This is a genomic window from Clostridium sp. D5 (assembly GCF_000190355.1).
GTDB lineage: Bacteria > Bacillota > Clostridia > Lachnospirales > Lachnospiraceae > Faecalicatena > Faecalicatena fissicatena_A.
In genome coordinates this window covers 165,108-188,249 of the sequence record NZ_GL870814.1, presented here as the reverse complement: position 1 = coordinate 188,249, position 23,142 = coordinate 165,108, and the positions used below count along the sequence as shown (strand labels likewise).

The window sequence follows — 23,142 nt, the reverse complement described above, 5'->3', positions numbered from 1 at the left end:
AGCAGACGTCTCATGACGCCTGCTTTTCGACTTTTCTCTTATAAAATGCTTTACTAAACAATAACTCTAATCTTAAGAACCCCTTCTATGCTGCTGAGCTCGTCTTTTACCGCCTGTGATACATCTCCGTCCACATCAATCATTGTATAAGCATATTCTTTCTTACTTTTATTTGCCATCAGGGAAATGTTCAATTTTTCTTTTGCGAGCAGTGCTGTAAACTGACCAAGCATATTTGGAATATTGTGGTGCAGGATTGTGATTCTGGATCCTTCACCTTTTTGGCCCATATCGCAGTCTGGATAGTTTACAGAATGTGTGATATTGCCGTTTTCCAGGTAATCAATTGTCTCTTTCACTGCCATTTTTGCACAGTTATCCTCGGATTCCTCTGTAGATGCACCCAGATGCGGGATTACAATTGCACCTTTGACTCCTGTGACTTCCGGTGTCGGGAAGTCTGTTACGTAGCATTTTACATTGCCGGATACCAGGGCGTCAACCATATCTTCGCTGTTTACAAGCAAGTCTCTTGCGAAGTTCAGGATTACAACGTCTTTCTTCATCAGGCCGATCGTATCCTTGTTGATCATCCCTTTTGTGTCCTCCAGAGCCGGAACGTGGATAGTGATGTAATCACACTCTTTATAAAGTTCATCTACCGTCTTTGCATGATGGATGCTTCTGGAAAGCTTCCATGCTGCATCGACTGATACGTATGGATCGTAACCATATACTTCCATTCCAAGGTGTGTTGCTGCATTTGCAACCAGTACGCCGATTGCTCCAAGGCCGATGACACCCAGTTTTTTACCTTCCAGTTCTGTTCCGGCAAAGGCTTTTTTCTTCTTTTCTGTCATCTTGGCGATGTTGCCGTCTTCTTCGTTTTCCCAAACCCAGTTGATGCCGCCTATAATGTCTCGGGCAGCAAGCAGCATTCCGGCGATCACAAGTTCTTTTACACCATTGGCATTGGCTCCGGGAGTGTTGAATACAACGATCCCCTTTTCCGCGCATTTGTCAAGCGGAATATTATTGACACCGGCACCAGCACGTGCAATGAGTTTCAGATTGCTGCTGAAGTCCATCTCATGCATTGCAGCACTTCTTACGAGGATTGCATCGGCCTCCCCGGCATCTTCTGTTCTGACATAGTTTTCGTTAAATCTTTCCAATCCTACCTCGGCAATTGGATTCAGGCAATTATACTTATACATTTTACAGATTCTCCTTCTCGAACTTCTTCATAAATGCAACGAGCGCTTCTACGCCCTCATAAGGCATGGCATTGTATATGCTGGCACGCATACCGCCCACACTTCTGTGGCCTTTCAGGTTTTCCAGGCCGGACGCTTTTGCTTCTTTTACAAACTTGGCATCCAGATCAGCGTTTCCTGTAACAAAAGGAACATTCATCAGGGAACGGTCCTCTTTTGCAACGGTTCCCTTGAACATCTGGCTCTGATCCAGGAAATCATACAGAAGTGCTGCTTTCTTTTCATTGCGGGCCTTCATCGTCTCCAGACCACCCATGCTCTTGAGCCATTTGAATACCTTTCCGCAGATGTAAATGCCATAGGCCGGCGGAGTATTGTAAAGTGACTCCGCATCTGCATGTGTCTTATATGTAAGCATGGTTGGAGTTCCAGGCAGTACATCCTCGGTTATTAAGTCTTCACGGATAATCACAATTACAACACCTGCAGGTCCGATATTCTTCTGCACTCCTCCGTAAATCACACCATATTTGCTTACATCAACCGGCTCAGATAAGAAACAGGATGATACATCGGCAACCAGGGTCTTCCCCTTTGTGTTGGGAAGTTCTTTGAATTTTGTTCCGTAAATCGTGTTGTTCTCACAGATATATACATAGTCCGCATCTTCTGAAACCGGAAGATCAGAACAGTCCGGAATATATGAAAATGTCTTGTCTTCAGAAGAAGCTATTTTGTTAACTTTACCGTATTTTGCAGCTTCGCTGGCAGCTTTTTTCGCCCACTGTCCAGTCACGATATAATCAGCCACCTTATTTTTCATCAGGTTCATCGGTATCATGGCAAACTGCTGGGATGCGCCTCCCTGCAGAAACAGGACTTTATAGTTGTCAGGAATATTCATAAGCTCTCTTAAATCAGCCTCTGCTGTTGTAATAATTTCTTCGAAAGCCTTTGAGCGATGACTCATTTCCATAACCGACATGCCGGTTCCCTTATAATCCAACATCTCTTCTGCTGCTGATTTTAAAACTTCTTCCGGTAATACCGCCGGTCCTGCCGAAAAATTGTACACTCTACTCATCTTTAAAATTCCTCCTGCACTTTTTGTTTTCTACTTCATCATTTTTATGTTTAATTACAACTTAAACCATTTTTATGAAAATCTTCTGCTTATGAATGACTCAGATCGCTCTCGTCAAAAACCTCGCTTATCGCAGCACCCGGTGCTACCATCGGCCATACCTTATCATCGCTGTCGATCTGGCAGTCAATGACAACCGGCTTATTGAGCGCCAATGCCTTTTCAAATGCGGCTCTGAATTCATCCTGTGTGGTCGCCCGGATACCTTCTGCCCCCATCGCCTCCGCCAGTTTAACAAAATCGACTGCATCATTCAAAACAGTTGCGGAATAACGCTGCTCATAAAACAGATTCTGCCACTGGCGTACCATCCCGAGAACGTGATTATTAATGACAACCTGAATGACCGGAATCTGATGTCTGACTGCCGTGGCGATCTCATTCATATTCATGCGGAAACAGCCGTCTCCTGCTATATTAACGACCACCTTATCCGGACATCCTGTTTTTGCACCCAGAGATGCGCCGAGACCGTATCCCATGGTTCCCAGGCCGCCTGATGTGAGGAGGGTACGCGGTTTTGTATACTTATAATACTGCGCTGCCCACATCTGGTGCTGGCCCACCTCCGTTACAACAATGGCATCTCCATTTGTCTGTCTGTAGATTTCTTCTACGACAAAGGGACCTGACAGGGTTTCTGCGTGATATTTGAGAGGATATTTTTCTGTATATTCTCTGATTTTATTCACCCATTCCGGATGGGACTGCTGTTCAAGGCCTGCATTGATCTTCTTCAGAGCTTCCTTAATATCACCGACAACCCCTTCCGTAATGATCACGTTTTTATTCATCTCAGCCGCATCAATATCGATCTGAAGAATCTTTGCGTTTTTCGCAAACTTTTTTGTATTGCTGGTGACTCTGTCACTGAATCTTGCTCCAATGACAATCAGCAAGTCGCACTCACTGACACCGTAATTGGACGTTTTAGTACCGTGCATGCCTAACATGCCTGTGTATCTCCCGTTGGTTCCCGGAAAAGCACCCTTGCCCATCAGTGAATCCGTAACCGGGGCATCCACTTTATTTACAAACTCCAGCAGTTCTTCACTGGCACCCGATAAAACAGCGCCGCCGCCTACAAAGATAAAAGGACGTTTCGCCTTGTTTATCATGGCAATAGCGGTCTCGACTTCTCTGTCACAGACTTCATCCGTTCCCATAGGGATGACAGGTTCTATCACAGCGCTCTTGTACTCTGCTTTGTTACCGGTCACGTCTTTGGGTATGTCAATCAGGACAGGACCGGGGCGACCGGTCTGTGCAATGCAAAATGCCTTGCGGATCGTCTCTGCCAGCTTATTGACATCTTTTACAATATAGTTGTGTTTTGTGATCGGCATCGTGATTCCTGCGATATCAATCTCCTGAAAACTGTCCTTGCCGAGCAGGGATACCCCTACGTTGCAGGTAATTGCAACAATAGGTATGGAATCCATGTAAGCCGTGGCAATGCCTGTTACCAGGTTAGTAGCTCCCGGGCCGCTTGTAGCAAAGCAGACGCCGACCTTACCGGTTGCTCTTGCATATCCGTCCGCAGCATGTGCCGCCCCCTGTTCATGGGAGGTCAGGATATGTGTGATTTCATCACTGTGTTTATATAAAGCGTCATATACATTCAGGATCGCACCGCCAGGATACCCGAAAACAGTATCCACGCCCTGCTCCTTCAGACATTCAATGACGATTTCTGCTCCATTTAAATGCATGATAGGGACCTCCTAGTTCGTCTTTGGTACTTCCAGAATTGCGCCTCGGTTGCCGGATGTAACCATGGAGGCATATCTTGCCAGATATCCGGTTGTAATCTCCGGTTCTTTCGGCTGCCATTTTGCCTTCCTGGCTGCCATCTCTTCGTCTGAAATATCCAGCTCCAGTTTCAGTTCGGGAATATTAATCTTGATAATATCGCCTTCTTCTACCAGTGCAATCGGTCCGCCCACTGCCGCTTCCGGTGATACATGCCCGATGGATGCACCTCTGGATGCGCCGCTGAAACGTCCGTCAGTAATAAGCGCAACGGCAGATCCAAGTCCATAACCTGCAATTGCAGAAGTCGGATTCAGCATCTCTCTCATGCCCGGACCGCCTTTTGGTCCTTCATAGCGGATAACGATAACATCGCCGGGATTGATCTGTCCCGTCTTAATTGCCTCAGTCGCAGCCTCGTCACTCTCATAAATTCTGGCCGGTCCTTCATGCACCAGCATCTCCGGAACAACTGCGGAACGTTTTACAACGCTTCCGTCCGGTGCCAGATTCCCTTTAAGCACTGCGATTCCGCCTGTCTCACTATAAGGATTTTCGATCGGGCGGATCACTTCCGGGTTAAGGTTTGTACAGCCTTCGATATTTTCTCCTACTGTCCTGCCTGTAACTGTCATGCAGTCCGTGTTCAGCAGGCCTTTCTTGTTCAACTCGTTCATCACGGCATATACGCCGCCTGCTTCATTCAGATCTTCCATGTATGTAGGGCCTGCCGGTGCCAGATGGCAGAGGTTCGGTGTCTTTTCACTGATGGAATTAGCAAATTCAATCTCAAAATCCATACCGATCTCATGAGCGATTGCAGGAAGGTGAAGCATACTGTTTGTGGAACAGCCCAGAGCCATATCTACGGTTAAAGCATTAATAATAGCCTCCTCCGTGATAATATCTCTCGGACGGATATTCTTCTCCACCAGCTCCATTACCTGCATGCCTGCATGCTTCGCCAGCTGCAGCCTTGCTGAATATACAGCCGGGATCGTGCCGTTGCCCCGCAGCCCCATGCCAAGCGCTTCTGTCAGACAGTTCATGCTGTTCGCAGTGTACATACCGGAACAGGAACCGCATGTAGGACATGCCTTGTTTTCAAATTCGCACAATTCTTCTTCGGATAATGTTCCTGCCGCGTATGACCCAACAGCCTCAAACATGCTGGAGAGGCTGGTCTTGCCGCCTTTTACATGTCCCGCAAGCATTGGCCCGCCGCTGACAAATACGGTAGGAATATTGATTCTGGCCGCTGCCATCAACAGTCCGGGAACATTTTTATCACAGTTAGGTATCATTACGAGTGCATCAAACTGATGTGCCATCGCCAGGGCTTCCGTTGAATCTGCAATCAGATCTCTTGTTACAAGAGAATACTTCATCCCTACATGCCCCATGGCAATTCCATCGCAGACAGCGATTGCCGGAACCATAATAGGGGTTCCCCCTGCCATTGCAACGCCCATCTTTACTGCCTCAGTAATCTTATCCAGATTCATATGTCCGGGAACAATCTCATTATAAGAGCTGACAACGCCTACAAGTGGTCTGTCCAGTTCTTCCTGTGTCATTCCCAGTGCATTAAATAATGAACGGTGCGGTGCCTGCTGGCTTCCTTTCGTTACTGTATCACTTCTCATCGTTTAAAAACCTCCTTTTCTTCTTATGCCATGATAGCTGTCGATATACCCTGATTTATCTAAATACTAATATATGAACAGATCTTGTCACCCATCTCACAGGTTCCGATCTGTGTATTTCCTTCTGACATAATATCTATTGTCCGAAAGCCGTCTTTCAGTACTTTCGAAACGGCCGCCTCAATCGCATCGGCTTCTTTATCCAGGTCAAATGAGAATCTGAGCATCATAGCCGCCGACAGAATAGTTGCGATTGGATTTGCAATTCCTTTTCCGGCAATATCCGGAGCAGAACCGCCGCTCGGCTCATAAAGTCCAAACTTCGTCTCATTGAGGCTGGCAGATGCAAGCATTCCGATTGAACCGGTTACCATACTTGCCTCATCCGACAAAATATCGCCGAACATATTCTCAGTAAGAATTACGTCGAACTGGCTCGGATCCTTAACCAGCTGCATAGCACAGTTATCCACCAGCATATTTTCCAGCGTAACGTCCGGATAATCTGCCGCCACTTCTTCAACAACCTTCCTCCACAATCTGGAGGAATCCAGTACATTGGCCTTGTCGACACTTGTCACTTTCTTTCTGCGCTTCATTGCAATATCAAATCCTCTTTTTGCAATGCGGCGAATTTCGTTTTCATTATATGTAAGCTCATCATATGCGGTCATGACTCCGTCCACTTCAACGGTCTTTCTCTGTCCAAAATAAAGTCCTCCGGTCAGCTCACGCATAATCATCATATCAAAGCCCTTTGCAGCGATCTCCGCCTTCAGGGGGCATGCTTCTTTCAGGTCATCATAGAGCACAGCCGGCCTGAGATTGGCAAACAGATTCAGTTCCTTCCTGATCTTCAGAAGCCCCGCCTCCGGTCTCTTAGACGGTTCCAGCTGATACCACGGAGATGTCTTAGCATCTCCTCCGATAGACCCCATCAATACAGCATCACTGCCCTTGGCAAGTTCAATAGTCTCATCCGTAAGAGGCACTCCATTCACATCAATAGAAGCTCCTCCCATCAGAAGCTGTGTATAGCAGCACTCATGCCCAAATACTTCCCCTGCTTTATCCAGAACTTTCATTGCTTCCGTCACGATCTCCGGACCAATGCCGTCCCCCTTAATCACGCCGATATTCAGTCTCATAACCAATACTTCCTTCCAATATAAATAATAGAATAAAAATGCTAATTTTTATCATACCGTATTTTCTGCCACGTTTCAACCCTTTAATACGCAAAAGTGCGAAATTTGGGGTGGAAATGTGTGGACTGGTGGACGCCGTCGGCAGGAGAAGGAGGGGCGGGGGAGTGCGGAATTGAGGGATAAGCAGCTCTAAATTAAAAAGGGCGAAAAAATGATGGGCACCGCAGGCATTTAAGCCGAATTCTGATGAATTCGCCTTGCAGGCCTGCTTGGAATCAGGCTTTGTGAGCCTGATTCCAGCCCACATTTTCCCGCCCTTTTTAATGAAGAGCTGCTAATCCCTCAATTCAGCACTCCCCCGCCCCTCCTTCCCCTGCCGCCGGCTGTTGCATCCGGCCGGTACATATCCATTCCACCCCGGTAGGATTTCGTGGGCGGACACAGCGGATGGCTACTGGCAAAACGGATATTGCTGTACCATAATATGATTCTCCCAATATCGTCCTTCTCCCACTCCATTATCCCCGTCGCCAGCCCGATCCACTACTCCCCCTCCAGCCGCTCCACTGCTGAGCAGCCGTCTCCCGCATGGATGCGACCAGCCCGTCAGGGAACACATGGTGATTCCTGGGGCATCAGAGTGCGCGGCAAGTACATCGTAAAATAAGTAACTGTCTGTTAAGCTGAGATAAATTTTCGAGAGTGCTGCTTCACAAACGCAGGCGTAGTGGGCTACGCCGAGGCTTGGGGAGTAGTGCTCTCGGAAATTTAGGTCGGTTTAACAGGCAGTTAATTATTTGGCGATGTACGGGAAACACTTACAGCGAAAAAACAGCAGATGATAGATGAAAACTGATCTCCAAATCAGTTTTCAAAGCCGCCTGAGCTTAGAAATCATCAGATTTCTAAGTGAATGCGGCTGATTCTATCATCTGCTGCTTTTTCGCTGTTAGTGTTTCTTCGCAAACGGCCTGTCCCAGGAATCACCATGTGTTCCCTGACGGGCGTCCCCATACCATCAGTAGTCCCCTACTCAGCACTCGGCTTCTCGATCTGAGCGATTGCCGCTTTCTGCATTGGTATTCTACAGTTTTTATTATTACCGAACTCCACAATTACATCGTCGTCTGTGATATCAATAATTACGCCATAAAAACCGCTGGTTGTTAAAGCGGTGTCTCCTACTTCCATTGTGGAAAGCATTGCCTGTACTCTCTTCTGTTCTTTCTTCTGAGGGCGCATAAGCAAAAACCACATACCACCGATAATTACAACATAGATCAGGATAATTCCACCCATTCCTGTCGCTCCGCTTGCAGCTAATAAACCATCCATTTTACTTCCTCCTAATTACTATCTCTTCAAACAATAAGTTTACTATACACAAAATTGGACAATTCTTCAAGTATCTTTTGGAATTTCTGTAAATTTTTATGATTCTTTTATACCTGACATTCCATCCAGCTTCTTTTTCTTATATGCTTTATACTCTCCCGCCTCAATTGCAGCTCTTATTTCCTCCATCATTGTGTTGTAAAAATAAAGATTATGGAGGACGCACAGACGCATGCCCAGCATCTCCTTTACTTTCAGCAGATGTCGGATATAGGCCCTGCTGTAGCTTATGCAGGCCGGACACTGGCATCCTTCTTCGATGGGGCTTTCATCCAGCTCGAATTTTGCGTTAAACAGGTTCATTTTTCCATGGTTTGTGTAAACATGGCCGTGCCTTCCGTTTCTGGTCGGATAGACGCAGTCAAAGAAATCAACGCCGCGGTCCACACCTTCCAGAATATTGGCGGGAGTTCCCACGCCCATCAGGTAAGTCGGCTTTTCCACCGGAAGATAAGGTACCACGGCATCCAGGATGCGGTACATGTCCTCGTGGCTCTCTCCCACTGCAAGACCTCCCACCGCATATCCGTCCAGCTCAAGCTCTGTGATCTGTTTTGCATGTTCAATCCGGATATCTTCATAGATTCCGCCCTGATTGATGCCGAACAGCATTTGCTGCTTATTAATCGTCTCCGGCAGCGCATTGAGCCGTGCCATCTCCGTCTTGCAGCGCTTCAGCCAGCGGGTTGTTCTGGCTACAGAATCCGTCATATACTCTCTGTCCGCCACGCTGGAAGGACATTCGTCAAATGCCATGGCAATGGTAGATGCCAGGTTGGACTGAATCTGCATACTTTCTTCCGGACCCATGAATATCTTTCTTCCGTCTATATGGGAATGAAAATGAACGCCCTCCTCCTTAATCTTTCTCAGATCTGCAAGAGAAAACACCTGAAATCCGCCGGAATCTGTAAGAATCGGCTTATCCCATTTCATAAATCTGTGAAGCCCACCCAGCTTCTTCACCACTTCATCGCCGGGCCGCACATGGAGATGATAGGTGTTGGAGAGTTCCACCTGCGTCTTAATTGTCTGAAGATCGTCTGTGGATACGGCGCCCTTTATGGCGGCCGCAGTGCCCACATTCATAAAAACCGGAGTTTCTATCACTCCGTGAACCGTGTGAAAACGGCCCCGCTTAGCAAGACCGTCTCTTTTTAATAATTCGTACATAATTACCTCGTCTGTTATATATTTGTAAATTATGTTACTGTTCATCCCTCCGGGCATGCAGACAGATGCACGGCACGGTATGAACAGTAACTATATTGCTTCTTTTAATAATGTATGATGACTGGTGTACCCATCGCAAGCATATTGAACAATGATTCAGCCATATCGTAAGGCATATTGATACAGCCATGGGAACCAATGCTTGTATACAGAGAACCGCCGAAACCAGGCTGCCATGTGGCATCGTGGAAGCCGATTCCAGTCCAGGTAACTCTCATCCAGAAACTTACAGGTGTCTCATATTCCGGTTTTCCTGTATCGGGATCAATCTCACCCACCAGTGTCTTGTTTCTCTGTATCTCCAGAATATTATAAACCCCGGAAGGTGTCTCTTTTTCCGGTGTGGGAAGACCTGTAACTACATCCGTCTCCAGTGCAACAGCACCGTTAACAATATACCACATATGCTGGGCAGATAAATCCACTTCCGCATAAGTATTTCCCCAGTCTGCAGGTGCATGAGCAGCAGCTGTCTGATAGTATGCCGGTTCTTTTTCTACTGTTTCCCCATTCTTAATGCTGTTGGTCAGTGCCTCGAATTCTGTATCTTCATCAATCGACCATCCATAAGTACCGCCGGATACTTCCGCGCTCTTTCCGGTCGGTGTGACAATTGTTCTTGTCGTTCCCACTGTGTCATATTTGTCACCAAACTCTGTAAGCCAGGCTTTGACTGCCTCTTCGTTGAAGGTTACATTCATATTCTCGTCTGCCGTAACCCAGGTGGAGATCAGTGTCTTATCTACAACCTCCCGTTCGGTCATTGTATATGTAATACTTGCCTTGCAGTAGTTGTTCATCGTGTCGCATGCCTTTTTTACTTCCTCGGAATCAGAGGTGAATTTTGGCTCTGCATAGCACTCTTCCTTTTCCATATCCAGTTCTGTATTAAACTCTGAAATGTGCTGGTGCACCTTTTCATTCAGCACGTCCCTATTGACCGCAGTGCCGATTACTTCCGGTTCTATTACGAACTTTTCGCCGTCAAACTTAGGATATGCGGACTGTGCCGGAATCTGTTCTGCGGTGACTGCCTGAAGGCTCTGTATCTTAGACTCCAGGGCAGACTGATCGTAAGAAACCTCAACCGTTACCTTGGAAGAGCTTTTGGAAAACAGTGCCGCCGGCCACAGAAAGCCGTTTTGCTTTTTCAGCGCATTCCGGATGTCGTCGTTTTCTTTATATTTTAAAGAGATCTCGCTGCCCTCAATCGTATCGGTCTTATTATCCTTTTCCTTGATCGTCAGCTTATAGCCGTCCACCTGGTTTTTCATATATGCCGTCACATCAGCGGGAGTCTTTCCGGAAAAGTCATGTCCGTTAATCTCAGTGTTCATAAAGAAATGGCTCATAAAGAATACGGAAACACCAATATAAACCGCTGCAACGGCGGCGACAACGCTGCCTGTAATAATCCAGAGTTTTTTCATACTCTTCTTTTTTCTGCCTTTCTTCTGCCCAGACTTCTTATTTTTCTTCTTTGGCTCTTCCTCCTCGAAGATATCCTCAAACTCTACATCTTCGTCTTCATCTGCCTCATCAAAATCAGCGTCATCCTCATATTCTTCATAATTATCGCTGCTTCCGGACCCGGCTGGGGGGACAGACTGTACAGCGGAACGGATCTCGATCACATCCGGCATCACCTGCGTTTTGGCCGGATCCTGCTGGCCGGACGGTTTCTTCCCGTCATCTGGCTGTTCAGATTCTTCAGAAGGTTCGTCTTCCTCCTCTTCTTCTTCGTCATCAAGGAAGTAGTCTTCATCATCTTCATCTATCTCATCGTCCAGATAATAATCCTCATCTGATTCATCTATCTCATCCAGGTAGTAGTTTTCTTCTTTTTCTTTGTCTTCTGAGTTAATGCTGTCTGATTTTGTCACATTTCTATCGCTCATCTAGTATTACTCCCTCTTTTTTTATCAATATCTAGTCCACATTATATTACGAAACAGGATAAATGTACAGTGAAAAAGTATGAATTTAAAGATAAATTAAGGATTGCACGATTATATATCTTCTTATATAATAAGTCTATGTGCAAAAAGAAAGGAGTATTTCCATGAGTGGTTCAACATTTGGCAAATTATTTCGTGTAACAACCTGGGGGGAATCCCATGGTGCTGCCATAGGCGCTGTAATTGACGGCTGCCCTGCAGGCCTCCCTTTAAATGAATCAGATATACAGACATTTCTGGACCGGCGAAAGCCCGGACAGAGTAAATATACAACAAAAAGAAACGAGACGGACCAGGCAGAGATTCTATCCGGTGTCTTCGAAGGCAGAACAACTGGTACCCCAATCTCTATTATCGTCCGCAATCAGGATCAGCGCTCCCGTGATTACGGGAATCTTGCGTATACTTACCGTCCTGGGCATGCGGACTATACTTTTACTCAGAAGTACGGTATACGCGACTACCGCGGAGGCGGAAGGTCATCGGGCCGTGAGACAATCGGACGTGTCGCGGCAGGAGCCATTGCTTCCTTATTATTAAAAGAGCTGGGAATTGAACTGGCCGCCTATGCCAGATCCATCGGCCCGGTCAGTGTTCCTGAGGACGAATATCGTTTTTCAGAGATAACGGAGAACAGCCTTTATATGCCCAATAATCAGGCCGCTGCAAAAGCGGCAGAGTATCTGGACAGCCTGATTGCAGCCCAGGATTCCTGCGGAGGTACGATTGAATGCCAGGTGGCCGGCCTGCCCGCGGGACTTGGGGAACCAGTGTTTGACAAGCTGGATGCCTGCCTTGCAAAGGCGGTCATGTCTATCGGTGCTGTGAAAGCTGTCGAGATTGGAGAAGGACTGCACGCCGCTTCTCTGACAGGAAGTATCAATAATGATGCATTTGCATCGGAAAACGGGAGAATATATAAAAAGACGAATCATTCAGGCGGTGTCCTGGGAGGAATGAGCGACGGATCTACGCTGATTGTCCGCGCTGCGGTAAAACCGACACCTTCCATCTCACGGGAGCAGCAGACTGTGACGGAAGATGGCGAAGAGACATCCATCTCCATCCATGGACGCCATGATCCCATCATCGTTCCCCGGGCTGTGGTTGTCGTTGAAGCGATGACTGCCCTTACACTGGCAGACCTGCTTCTGGAGAACATGGGCAGCCGTCTGGATAAAGTGAAAGCCTATTATACGGAGGAAAAGAATGTCCAATAAATTAATTGATATCGTAAACATCACAAAAACATTTGATGAGAACGTAGTCCTGGACCAACTGGATCTCTATATTCGCGAAAACGAATTTCTAACGCTTCTCGGGCCAAGCGGCTGTGGAAAGACTACTCTCCTGCGGATTCTCGGCGGATTTGAAACGCCGGATTCCGGGGATATCATCTTTGACGGGAAAAATATAAATAAGCTGCCGCCCAACCGCCGTCAGCTGAACACCGTTTTCCAGAAATACGCCCTTTTCTCCCACATGTCTATTGCAGAAAATATAGCCTTTGGCCTGAAAATCAAAGGAAAGTCAAAAGGTTATATCCAGGACAAAATTCATTATGCCCTGAAACTGGTCAATCTGGAGGGATACGAGGACCGCACCCCCGACTCTCTGAGCGGCGGCCAGCAGCAGCGTATCGCAATCGCCCGTGCGATTGTCAATGAACCTAAGGTACTGCTTCTCGACGAACCGCTGGGAGCGCTGGATCTGAAGCTGCGCCAGGATATGCAGTACGAGTTGATCCGCCTGAAAAATGAGCTGGGGATTACGTTTGTCTATGTGACACACGACCAGGAAGAAGCCCTGACCATGTCTGACACCATTGTTGTTATGAATCAGGGCTATATCCAGCAGATCGGCACCCCCGAAGATATCTATAACGAGCCCCAGAATGCGTTTGTCGCTGACTTTATCGGTGACAGCAACATTCTGCCCGCCACTATGGTGGAGGATAAAGTCGTGAAAATGCTTGGATCCATCTGGCAGTGCGTTGATGTGGGATTCGGAAGGAATAAGCCTGTCGATGCAGTAATCCGCCCGGAAGATATCGACCTTGTAAAGCCGGAGGAAGGAATTATTGAGGGCGTTGTCACCCATCTGATTTTCAAAGGCGTCCATTACGAGATGGAGGTTCTTGCAAACAACTATGAACTGCTGGTCCACAGTACGGATATGTTCCCTGTTGGAACCGAAGTGGGGATTAAAGTAGACCCATTTGATATTCAGATTATGAAAAAACCGGAATCTGAAGATGCGGAGGCTGTTGGAATTGAAGAGTAGAAAATTATTGAGCGGCCCGTATTTATTCTGGGCGGCATCCTTTATTATCATCCCTCTTCTTATGATCGTGTACTACGGACTGACTGATAAAGAGGGAGGCTTTACATTACTGAATCTGGCGCAGATAACCACACCCGAAAACCTGAAGGCTCTCGGTCTTGCGCTGCTGCTTTCCTTTATAAGTACGCTTATCTGCCTTGTTCTGGCATATCCTCTGGCAATGATCCTTTCAGAAAAGAATGTAAATCAGACCAGCTTCATCGTTCTGATCTTTATTCTGCCAATGTGGATGAATTTTCTTCTGCGTACTCTGGCTTGGCAGAACCTGCTGGAGAAGAACGGAATCATCAACAGTATTCTGGGATTTCTTCATCTCCCGGCACAGACACTGATTAATACGCCCTATGCCATTGTACTCGGCATGGTTTACAATTTTCTCCCATTTATGGTGCTTCCTATTTACAATGTCCTTGTCAAAATTGACAAAGACGTTATTTATGCTGCACGCGACCTGGGGGCCAATAATCTGCAGACATTTTCAAAGATTATCCTCCCGTTAAGCATTCCCGGAATCATCAGCGGGATTACCATGGTTTTTGTGCCATCACTGACCACCTTCGTCATTTCAGATCTGCTGGGCGGAAGCAAGATACTTTTAATCGGAAATGTTATTGAACAGGAATTCAAACAGGGAAGCAACTGGCATGTAGGTTCCGGGCTTTCTCTTGTTTTGATGATATTTATTATTGCCAGCATGGCACTGATTGCCAAATACGATAAAAACGGGGAGGGAACTGCATTTTGATAAAAAACGCTGCAAAACGCTTTTACTTAATACTGATATTTATCCTGCTTTACTCTCCCATCGTGACCCTGATGGTGCTGTCCTTCAACAGCTCCAAAACCCGTTCCAAGTGGGGCGGCTTTACGGGCAAATGGTACGTAGCCCTTTTTCAGAACCAGGATATTATGAATGCGCTGTATACAACGCTTATCATCGCCCTCGTGTCTGCCCTGATTGCAACAATCATCGGAACGGCCGCAGCGATCGGAATACAGGCCATGAAGCCCAAATTCCGCACATTTTTAATGGGAGTCACCAATATTCCCATGCTGAATGCTGATATCGTAACCGGTATTTCACTGATGCTTCTCTTTATCGCATTCCGCTTTTCACTGGGCTTCAAGACGATTCTGCTGGCTCATATTACGTTTAATATTCCCTATGTAATCCTGAGTGTTATGCCAAAGCTCAAGCAGACCAGCAAGCATACCTACGAGGCCGCCCTGGATCTGGGTGCATCTCCGGTATACGCTTTCTTTAAAGTCGTTTTTCCGGATATTATGCCGGGGGTATTTTCCGGTTTCCTGCTGGCTTTTACCATGTCGCTGGATGATTTTGTAATCACCCATTTTACAAAGGGACCCGGAGTGGATACGCTCTCCACGAAGATTTACAGCGAAGTCAGAAAAGGAATCAAGCCCGAGATGTATGCCCTGTCCACAATCATGTTCGTGACAGTCCTGCTTCTTCTTTTCCTCGTAAATATCACTCCAGATAAAAAGGAAGCTTCCGGCGGAAAGCGGCTTAAAATCCACAGGAAACACAGAGTTTCGAGAGTCGTTTTCCGAAAAGTACTGCCCACTGCGATGGTAATCGTCATCATAGCAGGCGGCTTTTTCTACGGTTCCCAGAACCGCGACGGCGGAAGCAATCAGGTAATCGTCTATAACTGGGGTGAATACCTGGATCCTGATGCCATCACCATGTTTGAGGAGGAAACCGGGATTGATGTAGTCTACGAAGAATACGAGACAAATGAAATCATGTATCCCAAGATCCAGTCCGGTGCCATCGCATACGATGCGGTCTGTCCTTCTGATTACATGGTACAGCGCATGATTGAAAATGATCTGCTCGCTGAAATTGATTTTGACAATGTTCCCAATATTAAATACATTGACAGCACTTACATGAATCAGTCCCGCCAGTTTGACCCGGAAAACAAATACTCCGTCCCCTACCTTTTCGGTACGGTCGGTATCTTATACAATAAAACCATGGTAGACGAACCCATAGACAGCTGGAGTGTTCTCTGGGATGAAAAATACAAAGACAGCATCCTCATGCAGGACAGCGTAAGGGATGCATTCGGCGTCACACTCAAATACCTGGGCTATTCTCTGAACTCCACAGACCTGGATGAACTGGAGGCGGCTAAAAAGCTCCTCATAGAGCAGAAACCACTGGTTCAGGCATACGTAGTAGACCAGGTCCGCGACAAAATGATAGGCAACGAGGCCGCCATAGGAGTTATCTACTCCGGCGAGGCGCTCTACACCCAGGTAGAAAACCCCGATCTGGAATACGTCATTCCAAAAGAAGGATCCAACCTCTGGATCGACTCCTGGGTCATCCCGAAAAATGCCAAACACAAAGAAAACGCTGAAAAATTCATAAACTTCATCTGCCGTCCCGAAATAGCAAAAATGAATTTCGATTATATCACCTACTCCATCCCGAACTCCGAAGGACGCAAACTGATCGAGGACGACTGGATGCGAAACAGCAAAATAGCATTCCCCGACCCGGAAGACCTGAAAAACTGCGAAACATTCCAATTTCTCGGAGATGAAAACGACGCCATATACAACCAACTGTGGCGGGAGGTGAAGTCGAAGTAAGGGGGACGCTGAGTGAAAGGGGCTGGGGGCGGGGCTTCATATGCTGTTTTTTGAATCCGGCCGCTTGCTAAGAATCCGTAACAGGGAAAATAAGGGAAAGGAAGGGACTAGCCGCATTTGGCGTGAAATCTGATGATTTCACACCGCAGGCGGCTACAGGATTTGATTTTGTGAATCAAATCCTGCCCTTATTTTCCCTGTAACGGATTCTAAGCGCGCTCTGAGGGTTCAAAAAACAGCATATGAAGCCCCGCCCCCAGCCCCTTTCACTCAGCTAGTCGCATCCGGGCGGATGGAATGACTTACACGGGAGCTCCTGGACGTGTGCAGCGGATGAGGTGACTTGCAGGCAAACGGACCGCTTTCAGAAAGCACATGCAAAGTCCCCCGCCTCCCGGCAGAACTCCCTCCTCAGACAGGCGTCCCACCTACAAAACATTTCCGCTTCAATCAAATCTACACATTAAAACATCCCCCGCCAATGAATTCCCGAAGCAATGAGTTCGTCGGAACTGATTCGCTCCCGATCCCCACGAAGTAATCAAAGAATTTAAGAAGTCTTTTAGCCTCCACATACTCAGGGCAGTCTTTTCCCATTCCAAACAACAGTGGTTCCACATACTGTTTTAATACGGCCAGTTCGTACAGAAGGGAAGAATTGAACATCACGTCCGCCTGTTCCTGGTAGGGGAAGATGTACTGCTCCTCTCCTTTTCTTACGGACGGCCACATGGCGATGGTGTTTTTTGCGGATGTGCCTCTTGTTCTGGCGTCTCTTACGATACGGCGTATCAGGCGGCCGTCGGTTGACGGAATCCGGTTGTGCTCATCGATGTTCAGCTGTGTCAGCGCGCTGATATATATTTTGAACTTGTTGTCATTGTTCAATGATTCTGTAAGCAGGGGATTCAGACAGTGGATTCCTTCTATGACGAGAATATCCTGGGCATTCAGTTTTTTGGGAGTGCTGCTGTAATCCCTCTTTCCCGTCTTAAAATTGAAAACGGGAAGGTAAACCTCCTCACCTGCGAGAAGCGCCTGCATATCGTCATTGAACTGCTTTACATCAATGGCCTCTATACATTCAAAATTATAGTTGCCGTTTTCATCTTTTGGTGTTTTCTCGCGGTCTAAAAAGTAGTTGTCGACTGCGATCGGATGCGGGTGCATCCCGCCTACGCGCAGCTGAATGGAGAGCCTGTGGGAAAATGTTGTTTTTCCTGAGGAAGACGGGCCCGCGATCAACACGAACTTCACTTCCGGCCTGTCGGCGATCTGCTTGGCAATCTCTCCGATCTGACGCTCCTGGTAAGCTTCCTGCACAAGCACAACTTCACTCATATCATGCTGTGTAACCATATCATTCAGGGCTCCGACCGTATCAATGCCCTGCAGATCCCCCCAGAGTATGGATTTTTTTAATACCTGGAACAGCTTCGGCCTTGGTACAAAGGGATCTACAGTCTCAGGCGCTTCCCGCGTAGGCATCTGTATGATAAAGCCTTCGTCATACAAATGGAGGGAATAATACTTCAAATACCCTGCATCCGGCACCATGTATCCGTAGTAGTAGTCTTCGAACTCATTCATGCTGTATATGTTGACCTTGGATACTCTTCTGTATTCAAAAAGTCTTTCTTTATCATACATCCCGTGTTTTCGAAACAGCTCCACTGCCTTTGTCGTATGGATGGAGCGTTTCTCAATCCGGATTCTTTCTTCCACAAGTCTCTGCATACGTTCATTCACTTTATCCAGAAATTCCTGGCTGAGTTTCACGTTCCCTTCTACCGTACAGTAATAGCCCTTACTCAGAGAAAAATGAATTCTGACACGCTCTACCTTGTCATGGCCTCCGACGTCATGTACCGCTTTGACAAGCATAAAACACAGGCTTCTCTTGTAGGTCTCGTATCCAATGCGATTTTCCGTTGTGATAAATTCTATCTCTCTGCAGTCTGGTTCCAGTTTTTTATCCAGCTCCTGAAGCTGATACTGATTGATAAAAACGAGCACAATCTGATGTTCATATCTGTCCTGGTACTCCCTGGCGATCTCCTGATAAGTAATTCCTGCCGTATATTCCTTTATCTCTTCTCCAATGCGTACTGTACAAGTTGTTGATTCCATAGACTTCCCTTTCCGCAGTTTTGCTGCATGATGATCTGATCTTCATAAAAAGTATAATAACCGGCAGACCGCCGAACATTCACAGATGACCAGACACTCTTTTATAACACCTGAAATGGATGAATGATCGGTGCAGTTACTACCTTCAGGCAAGGCAGCCTTGTCTGAAGGAATTCTTTCATATCATCTATAAAAATATATTCTGTCCCGTAATGGCCCGCATCTATAACCGCCAGCCCCTGTTCGACTGCATCCAGGCCATCGTGATGGCCGATGTCACCGGTCACCAGTACATCAGCTCCCGTCCGCAGGGCAGGTAAAACCGCGCTTTTGCCAGATCCCGGAGAGACAGCCAGTCTGACGACCTTTCTGTCCATATCTCCAAACACTTTTACAGAGCCTAATCCCAGTTTATTCTTCACATAGACGCAGCATTCCTCAAGTGTCATAGTATTTTTGAGCGCGCCGGTCCTGCCGATGCCTTCCGGTACACCATTTATCTCCGATGTAATGTCCAGTACTTCTGTATCTTCAAGCTCCAGGATCTTGCCGGAAAGCTCTGCCATACCAAGGACATCGTAATTTGTATGCATTGCATAATAAGAAATATCAGACTGAATCAGATTCACAATTCTTCTGCTGATAAAATCCTCGTCCGTGACGTGCTTTAAGGGCGAAAAAATCAGCGGATGGTGGGTGATCAGCATATCCGCCCCCGCTTCTTTTGCCTGCTCAATTACCTTTTCCGTGGCATCCAGAGCAAGGTAAACGCAGTTTACTTCTTTTTCTGACCGGCCTGCCTGCAGGCCCACATTGTCAAAATCCAGCGCCGCCGATTTTGGATAGGCAGCCTCTATTACTGTTATGATTTCCTTACAAAGCATAGTACTCCAGCCCCTTTCTGGCATAGTTCAATTCTTTTCTCAGCTCTTTTGTTCGATGTTGGGCACTTTGGCTGTTCTGTTTTTCAAGATTTTTCAGTATCTCTGATTTTAAGGCTGTCTCGCGTTCCAGAAATTCTTTTAAAACCGGATGCCGGCCCGTCAGCAGATGTTTTCCATATCGGATCTCCACTTCACTCCAGCTTTCTGCATGAGGCATATTTCCGGATGGTGTTCTCACCTTCATCATGGGATAAAATTTTCCATCCTCAAGTACCATATCTTCCTGGATAAACAAAAAACCTTCCTCTAAAAGAAAGGCTCTGACTCTTGCTATTTCCGACTGCGGCTGCAGAATGCATTCCTTCAGTCCGGCAATAATCTCCGGGCTGTTTTTCAGAATCCGGATCATCAGGCCGCCGCCCATGCCTGCCAGTACCACCGTCTCTGCTTCTCCCGGAAGAAGTTCAGCCAGACCGTCCGAAAGACGAAGTTTTATCCGGTCTGACATTCCATTTTCTTCTACGTGCTCCCTGGCACGTCCAAGAGGCCCCTCATTGATATCCAGCGCAATGGCGGACGGGTTCAGCCCATGTTCCATAAGATAGATCGGGATATAGGCATGATCTGTGCCTACATCTGCCATAATATAACCGGCAGTCACCAGATCGGCAACTGCCTGCAGTCTCTTTGATAATTCCATATGCCTGTACCTAGTCCAGATAATCTCTGAGCTTGCGGCTCCGGCTTGGATGGCGCAGCTTGCGGAGTGCTTTTGCCTCGATCTGACGGATACGCTCACGGGTAACATCAAACTCTTTTCCCACTTCTTCCAGTGTTCTGGCCCTGCCGTCATTCATACCGAAACGCAGACGCAGTACCTTCTGTTCCCTCTCTGTCAGAGTATCAAGCACCTCATCCAGCTGCTCTTTCAGCAGAGTCTGTGCTGCCGCCTCTGCCGGGACAGGCACGTTGTCATCCTGTATAAAATCACCCAGATGGCTGTCTTCTTCTTCTCCGATGGGAGTCTCCAGAGATACCGGTTCCTGGGAGATCTTGAGAATCTCACGCACACGCTCTACAGGCATGTCCAGTTCCTTTGCAATCTCTTCCGGCGTGGGTTCGCGCCCCAATTCCTGCAAAAGCTGTCTGGATACACGGATCAGTTTGTTGATTGTCTCAACCATATGCACCGGAATACGGATCGTTCTTGCCTGATCTGCAATCGCCCTTGTGATTGCCTGACGGATCCACCATGTTGCATAAGTACTGAACTTATACCCTTTATGGTAGTCAAACTTCTCTACCGCCTTGATCAGACCTAAGTTTCCTTCCTGTATCAGGTCGAGGAAGAGCATTCCACGGCCCACATATCTTTTCGCAATACTTACAACCAGACGGAGGTTTGCCTCAGCAAGTTCTTTCTTCGCATCTTCATCCCCGTCCTCCATGCGCTGTGCCAGCTCAATCTCTCTCTCCGCACTCAAAAGCGGAACCTTACCGATCTCTTTCAGATACATACGCACAGGATCTTCTATACTGATGCCATCCGGCACAGAAAGGTCGATATTCTCCATATCCACCTCTTCTTCATCAGTAATGATGACCTCAACATCAACGTCATCCTCATCTCCGCTGATACGAAGCACATCAATATTATTTGACTCAAGATGGTCAAATACCTTTTCCATCTGCTCTGCGTCCAGCTCCATGTCATTGAAAAAGTCATTGATCTCCTGAAGTTCCAGGATGCTCTTCTTTTTCTTGCCCAGCACAACAAGTTCTTTCAGCCTCTCGTCAAATTTCTGTGTGTTTTCTTCCATGTGTCCATCCTTCCTTTGCCTATACCCGGTATAGGGCTATCTTGTTTTATTTTATCCTTATTCAATAGAAATATGCAGTTTCTTTATATCATCAAGTTTGCGCTTCTCTTCCATCAGCCTCTGCAGCCCTGCCATATCCGTAGGATCCAGGTGCATTGTCCGGTAATCGATGCTGTGTCCCTTAACCCGCAGTATCGTCTCCTTTAATGCCTGTTCCTGCTCCTCTCTGGTTGACAGTTCCCTGATTTTAGTATGGAATAAAGAAGCAGCTTCCCTGTGCTCTTCTTCCTCTGTAAAATGATTCAATATCTTTGCCGGATTCAGTTCTCCTGCTTCATACTGCTCGTAGAGCAGATCAGCCACGGTCCTGTACAGTTCCTCTGTAAAATCTTCCGGACTTATGTAACGTTTGATTGTCCCGAATAACTTAACATCCTCAATCATCCATGTCAAAAGTATCTTCTGGGAAACGAGAATGCCGTCTTCCTTCGGCTTTACGCCGCCTGCCTGTTTGGGCCTCGCTGCGGGCTTCGCCATGCCTTCGCTGATGGCGGTTTTGGTTACAAGCTTCTGCAGGCTTTCTTCGCTGACCCTGTATGACTTTGCCACAGCTTCAATATAATTATTCCTCTCCAGCTCGTCCTCAAACCCCATCAGACGTTTTGCTGTTTCTTTAAAAAATGCGGTCTTCCCTTCCGGGGATTCCATATCATAGTTCTTCGCCAGTATCTCAAGGCTGAACAAAAAACCGTTTCTGGCGCTGCCAATCCGCTTTTCAAACTCATCCGCCCCCAGATTCTTTATGAATTCATCGGGGTCTTTATAGGGATCCATTCGGATTACCTTGGCGGAAATCCCTGCCTCCTTCAGAATCGGTACGGCACGGAGCGCTGCTTTTGTCCCTGCTTCATCACTGTCATAAGTCAGATATACCTCCTGTACATAGCGCTTGATTAAAGAGGCATGTCCGGTTGTCAGGGCCGTTCCCAGTGAAGCCACCGCATTCGTAAAACCTGCCTGATGCAGAGAGATCACGTCCATATACCCCTCACATATAAGTAAATAAGGCTTCCTCGAAGTGCGGGCACGGTTCAGCCCGTACAGATTGCGGCTTTTATCAAATATAGCCGTCTCCGGGGAGTTCAGGTACTTGGGCTTCCCATCCCCCATAACACGGCCGCCGAATCCGATTACCCGGTTATTGACATCCATAATAGGAAACATCACCCGGTTCCAGAACTTATCGTACACGCCATTTTTTTCGTCTGTATTGATCAGCCCGGCCTGACGGATCAGATCTTCGCTGTATCCCTTTTTCCGCAGATACTGGAACAGGTCATTGCTGTATTTGTTGGAGTAGCCCAGGCCAAAGGCCTTGATCGTATCATCAGACAGCTCCCTGTTCGTTAAATATGTATACGCAGTTTTTCCCTGCTCTGTTTTCAACTGTACATAAAAATACTGCGCAGCAACTTTGTTAATTTCCAGAAGCGTTGCGCGCAATCCGGCTTTTTCTTTTGCTTCTTTTGAGTACTCCATTTCGGGAAGTTCCACCCCGGCCCTGTCGGCCAGGAACTTCACGGCTTCTATAAACGAAAAATTCTCATATTCCATCAGAAATGTAAAAACATTGCCGCCGGCGCCGCAGCCAAAGCAGTAATACATCTGCTTTCCTCTGCTCACGGAAAAAGATGGCGATTTTTCATTGTGGAACGGGCAGAGTCCAAAATAAGAACTTCCTTTTTTCTGAAGCCGCACATAACCGGATATCACATCCACGATGTCATTTTTCATTCTTACTTCTTCTATTAATTCCTCTGGATAATACATATATTCCTCCAATAAAT

General features: G+C 47.0%; 18 protein-coding genes. 4 read left to right on the top strand and 14 right to left on the bottom strand.

What is annotated here, in order from left to right; translation table 11 throughout:
- Positions 1 to 53 precede the first annotated feature (53 nt).
- The 9 genes from HMPREF0240_RS14405 to HMPREF0240_RS14365 form a co-directional block, all read right to left on the bottom strand.
- Positions 54 to 1,217, bottom strand: coding sequence for a phosphoglycerate dehydrogenase (locus HMPREF0240_RS14405; RefSeq protein WP_009004152.1), 1,164 nt, complete (start codon positions 1,215 to 1,217; stop codon positions 54 to 56).
- Position 1,218: 1 nt separating this feature from the next.
- A complete protein-coding gene (gene serC, locus HMPREF0240_RS14400) occupies positions 1,219 to 2,301 on the bottom strand; it encodes a 3-phosphoserine/phosphohydroxythreonine transaminase (protein WP_009004151.1) in 1,083 nt (360 codons plus the stop codon).
- Positions 2,302 to 2,390: 89 nt separating this feature from the next.
- Positions 2,391 to 4,076, bottom strand: coding sequence for a biosynthetic-type acetolactate synthase large subunit (gene ilvB / locus HMPREF0240_RS14395; RefSeq protein WP_347462625.1), 1,686 nt, complete (start codon positions 4,074 to 4,076; stop codon positions 2,391 to 2,393).
- 9 nt (positions 4,077 to 4,085) lie between these two features.
- Positions 4,086 to 5,759, bottom strand: coding sequence for a dihydroxy-acid dehydratase (gene ilvD, locus HMPREF0240_RS14390; RefSeq protein ID WP_009004149.1), 1,674 nt, complete (start codon positions 5,757 to 5,759; stop codon positions 4,086 to 4,088).
- Positions 5,760 to 5,818: 59 nt separating this feature from the next.
- The gene (gene leuB / locus HMPREF0240_RS14385; protein WP_009004148.1) at positions 5,819 to 6,907 is read right to left on the bottom strand and encodes a 3-isopropylmalate dehydrogenase; all 1,089 of its coding nucleotides are present in this window, start codon (positions 6,905 to 6,907) and stop codon (positions 5,819 to 5,821) included.
- 342 nt (positions 6,908 to 7,249) lie between these two features.
- On the bottom strand, positions 7,250 to 7,426 hold the full coding sequence (locus HMPREF0240_RS24440; protein WP_157134252.1) for a hypothetical protein: 177 nt from the start codon (positions 7,424 to 7,426) through the stop codon (positions 7,250 to 7,252).
- A gap of 510 nt (positions 7,427 to 7,936) precedes the next feature.
- Complete coding sequence (gene yajC, locus HMPREF0240_RS14375) at positions 7,937 to 8,242, bottom strand: preprotein translocase subunit YajC (protein ID WP_035313559.1); 306 nt, start codon at positions 8,240 to 8,242, stop codon at positions 7,937 to 7,939.
- Positions 8,243 to 8,338: 96 nt separating this feature from the next.
- Entirely contained in the window at positions 8,339 to 9,475 is a 1,137-nt protein-coding gene (gene tgt / locus HMPREF0240_RS14370; RefSeq protein WP_009004146.1) for a tRNA guanosine(34) transglycosylase Tgt, read from the bottom strand.
- Positions 9,476 to 9,579: 104 nt separating this feature from the next.
- Positions 9,580 to 11,433 (bottom strand): peptidoglycan binding domain-containing protein, encoded by a 1,854-nt coding sequence (locus HMPREF0240_RS14365; RefSeq protein ID WP_347462612.1) that lies wholly within the window; start codon positions 11,431 to 11,433, stop codon positions 9,580 to 9,582.
- Positions 11,434 to 11,597: 164 nt separating this feature from the next.
- On the opposite strand from HMPREF0240_RS14365, the gene aroC reads away from it, so the two are divergent.
- From aroC to HMPREF0240_RS14345, 4 genes are read left to right on the top strand one after another with little or no spacing between them, the layout of a single operon-like run.
- Entirely contained in the window at positions 11,598 to 12,713 is a 1,116-nt protein-coding gene (aroC, locus tag HMPREF0240_RS14360) for a chorismate synthase (protein ID WP_009004144.1), read from the top strand.
- Positions 12,703 to 13,776, top strand: coding sequence for an ABC transporter ATP-binding protein (locus HMPREF0240_RS14355; protein ID WP_009004143.1), 1,074 nt, complete (start codon positions 12,703 to 12,705; stop codon positions 13,774 to 13,776). Before aroC ends, HMPREF0240_RS14355 begins: the two co-directional genes overlap by 11 nt.
- Entirely contained in the window at positions 13,748 to 14,581 is an 834-nt protein-coding gene (locus HMPREF0240_RS14350; RefSeq protein ID WP_009004142.1) for an ABC transporter permease, read from the top strand. The genes HMPREF0240_RS14355 and HMPREF0240_RS14350 overlap by 29 nt, the downstream gene beginning before the upstream one ends.
- The gene (locus HMPREF0240_RS14345; protein ID WP_009004141.1) at positions 14,578 to 16,461 is read left to right on the top strand and encodes an extracellular solute-binding protein; all 1,884 of its coding nucleotides are present in this window, start codon (positions 14,578 to 14,580) and stop codon (positions 16,459 to 16,461) included. The genes HMPREF0240_RS14350 and HMPREF0240_RS14345 overlap by 4 nt, the downstream gene beginning before the upstream one ends.
- Positions 16,462 to 16,917: 456 nt before the next feature.
- On the opposite strand, the gene HMPREF0240_RS14340 is transcribed toward HMPREF0240_RS14345, so the two are convergent.
- The 5 genes from HMPREF0240_RS14340 to dnaG all read right to left on the bottom strand — a co-directional run bounded on the left by HMPREF0240_RS14340 (position 16,918) and on the right by dnaG (position 23,125).
- The gene (locus HMPREF0240_RS14340) at positions 16,918 to 18,591 is read right to left on the bottom strand and encodes a nucleoside kinase (protein ID WP_009004140.1); all 1,674 of its coding nucleotides are present in this window, start codon (positions 18,589 to 18,591) and stop codon (positions 16,918 to 16,920) included.
- Positions 18,592 to 18,692: 101 nt separating this feature from the next.
- The gene (locus tag HMPREF0240_RS14335) at positions 18,693 to 19,475 is read right to left on the bottom strand and encodes a Nif3-like dinuclear metal center hexameric protein (RefSeq protein ID WP_009004139.1); all 783 of its coding nucleotides are present in this window, start codon (positions 19,473 to 19,475) and stop codon (positions 18,693 to 18,695) included.
- The gene (locus HMPREF0240_RS14330) at positions 19,465 to 20,175 is read right to left on the bottom strand and encodes a class I SAM-dependent methyltransferase (protein ID WP_009004138.1); all 711 of its coding nucleotides are present in this window, start codon (positions 20,173 to 20,175) and stop codon (positions 19,465 to 19,467) included. The genes HMPREF0240_RS14335 and HMPREF0240_RS14330 overlap by 11 nt, the downstream gene beginning before the upstream one ends.
- 10 nt (positions 20,176 to 20,185) lie before the next feature.
- A complete protein-coding gene (rpoD, locus tag HMPREF0240_RS14325; protein WP_009004137.1) occupies positions 20,186 to 21,295 on the bottom strand; it encodes an RNA polymerase sigma factor RpoD in 1,110 nt (369 codons plus the stop codon).
- Positions 21,296 to 21,352: 57 nt separating this feature from the next.
- Entirely contained in the window at positions 21,353 to 23,125 is a 1,773-nt protein-coding gene (gene dnaG / locus HMPREF0240_RS14320; protein WP_035313557.1) for a DNA primase, read from the bottom strand.
- Positions 23,126 to 23,142 lie beyond the last annotated feature (17 nt).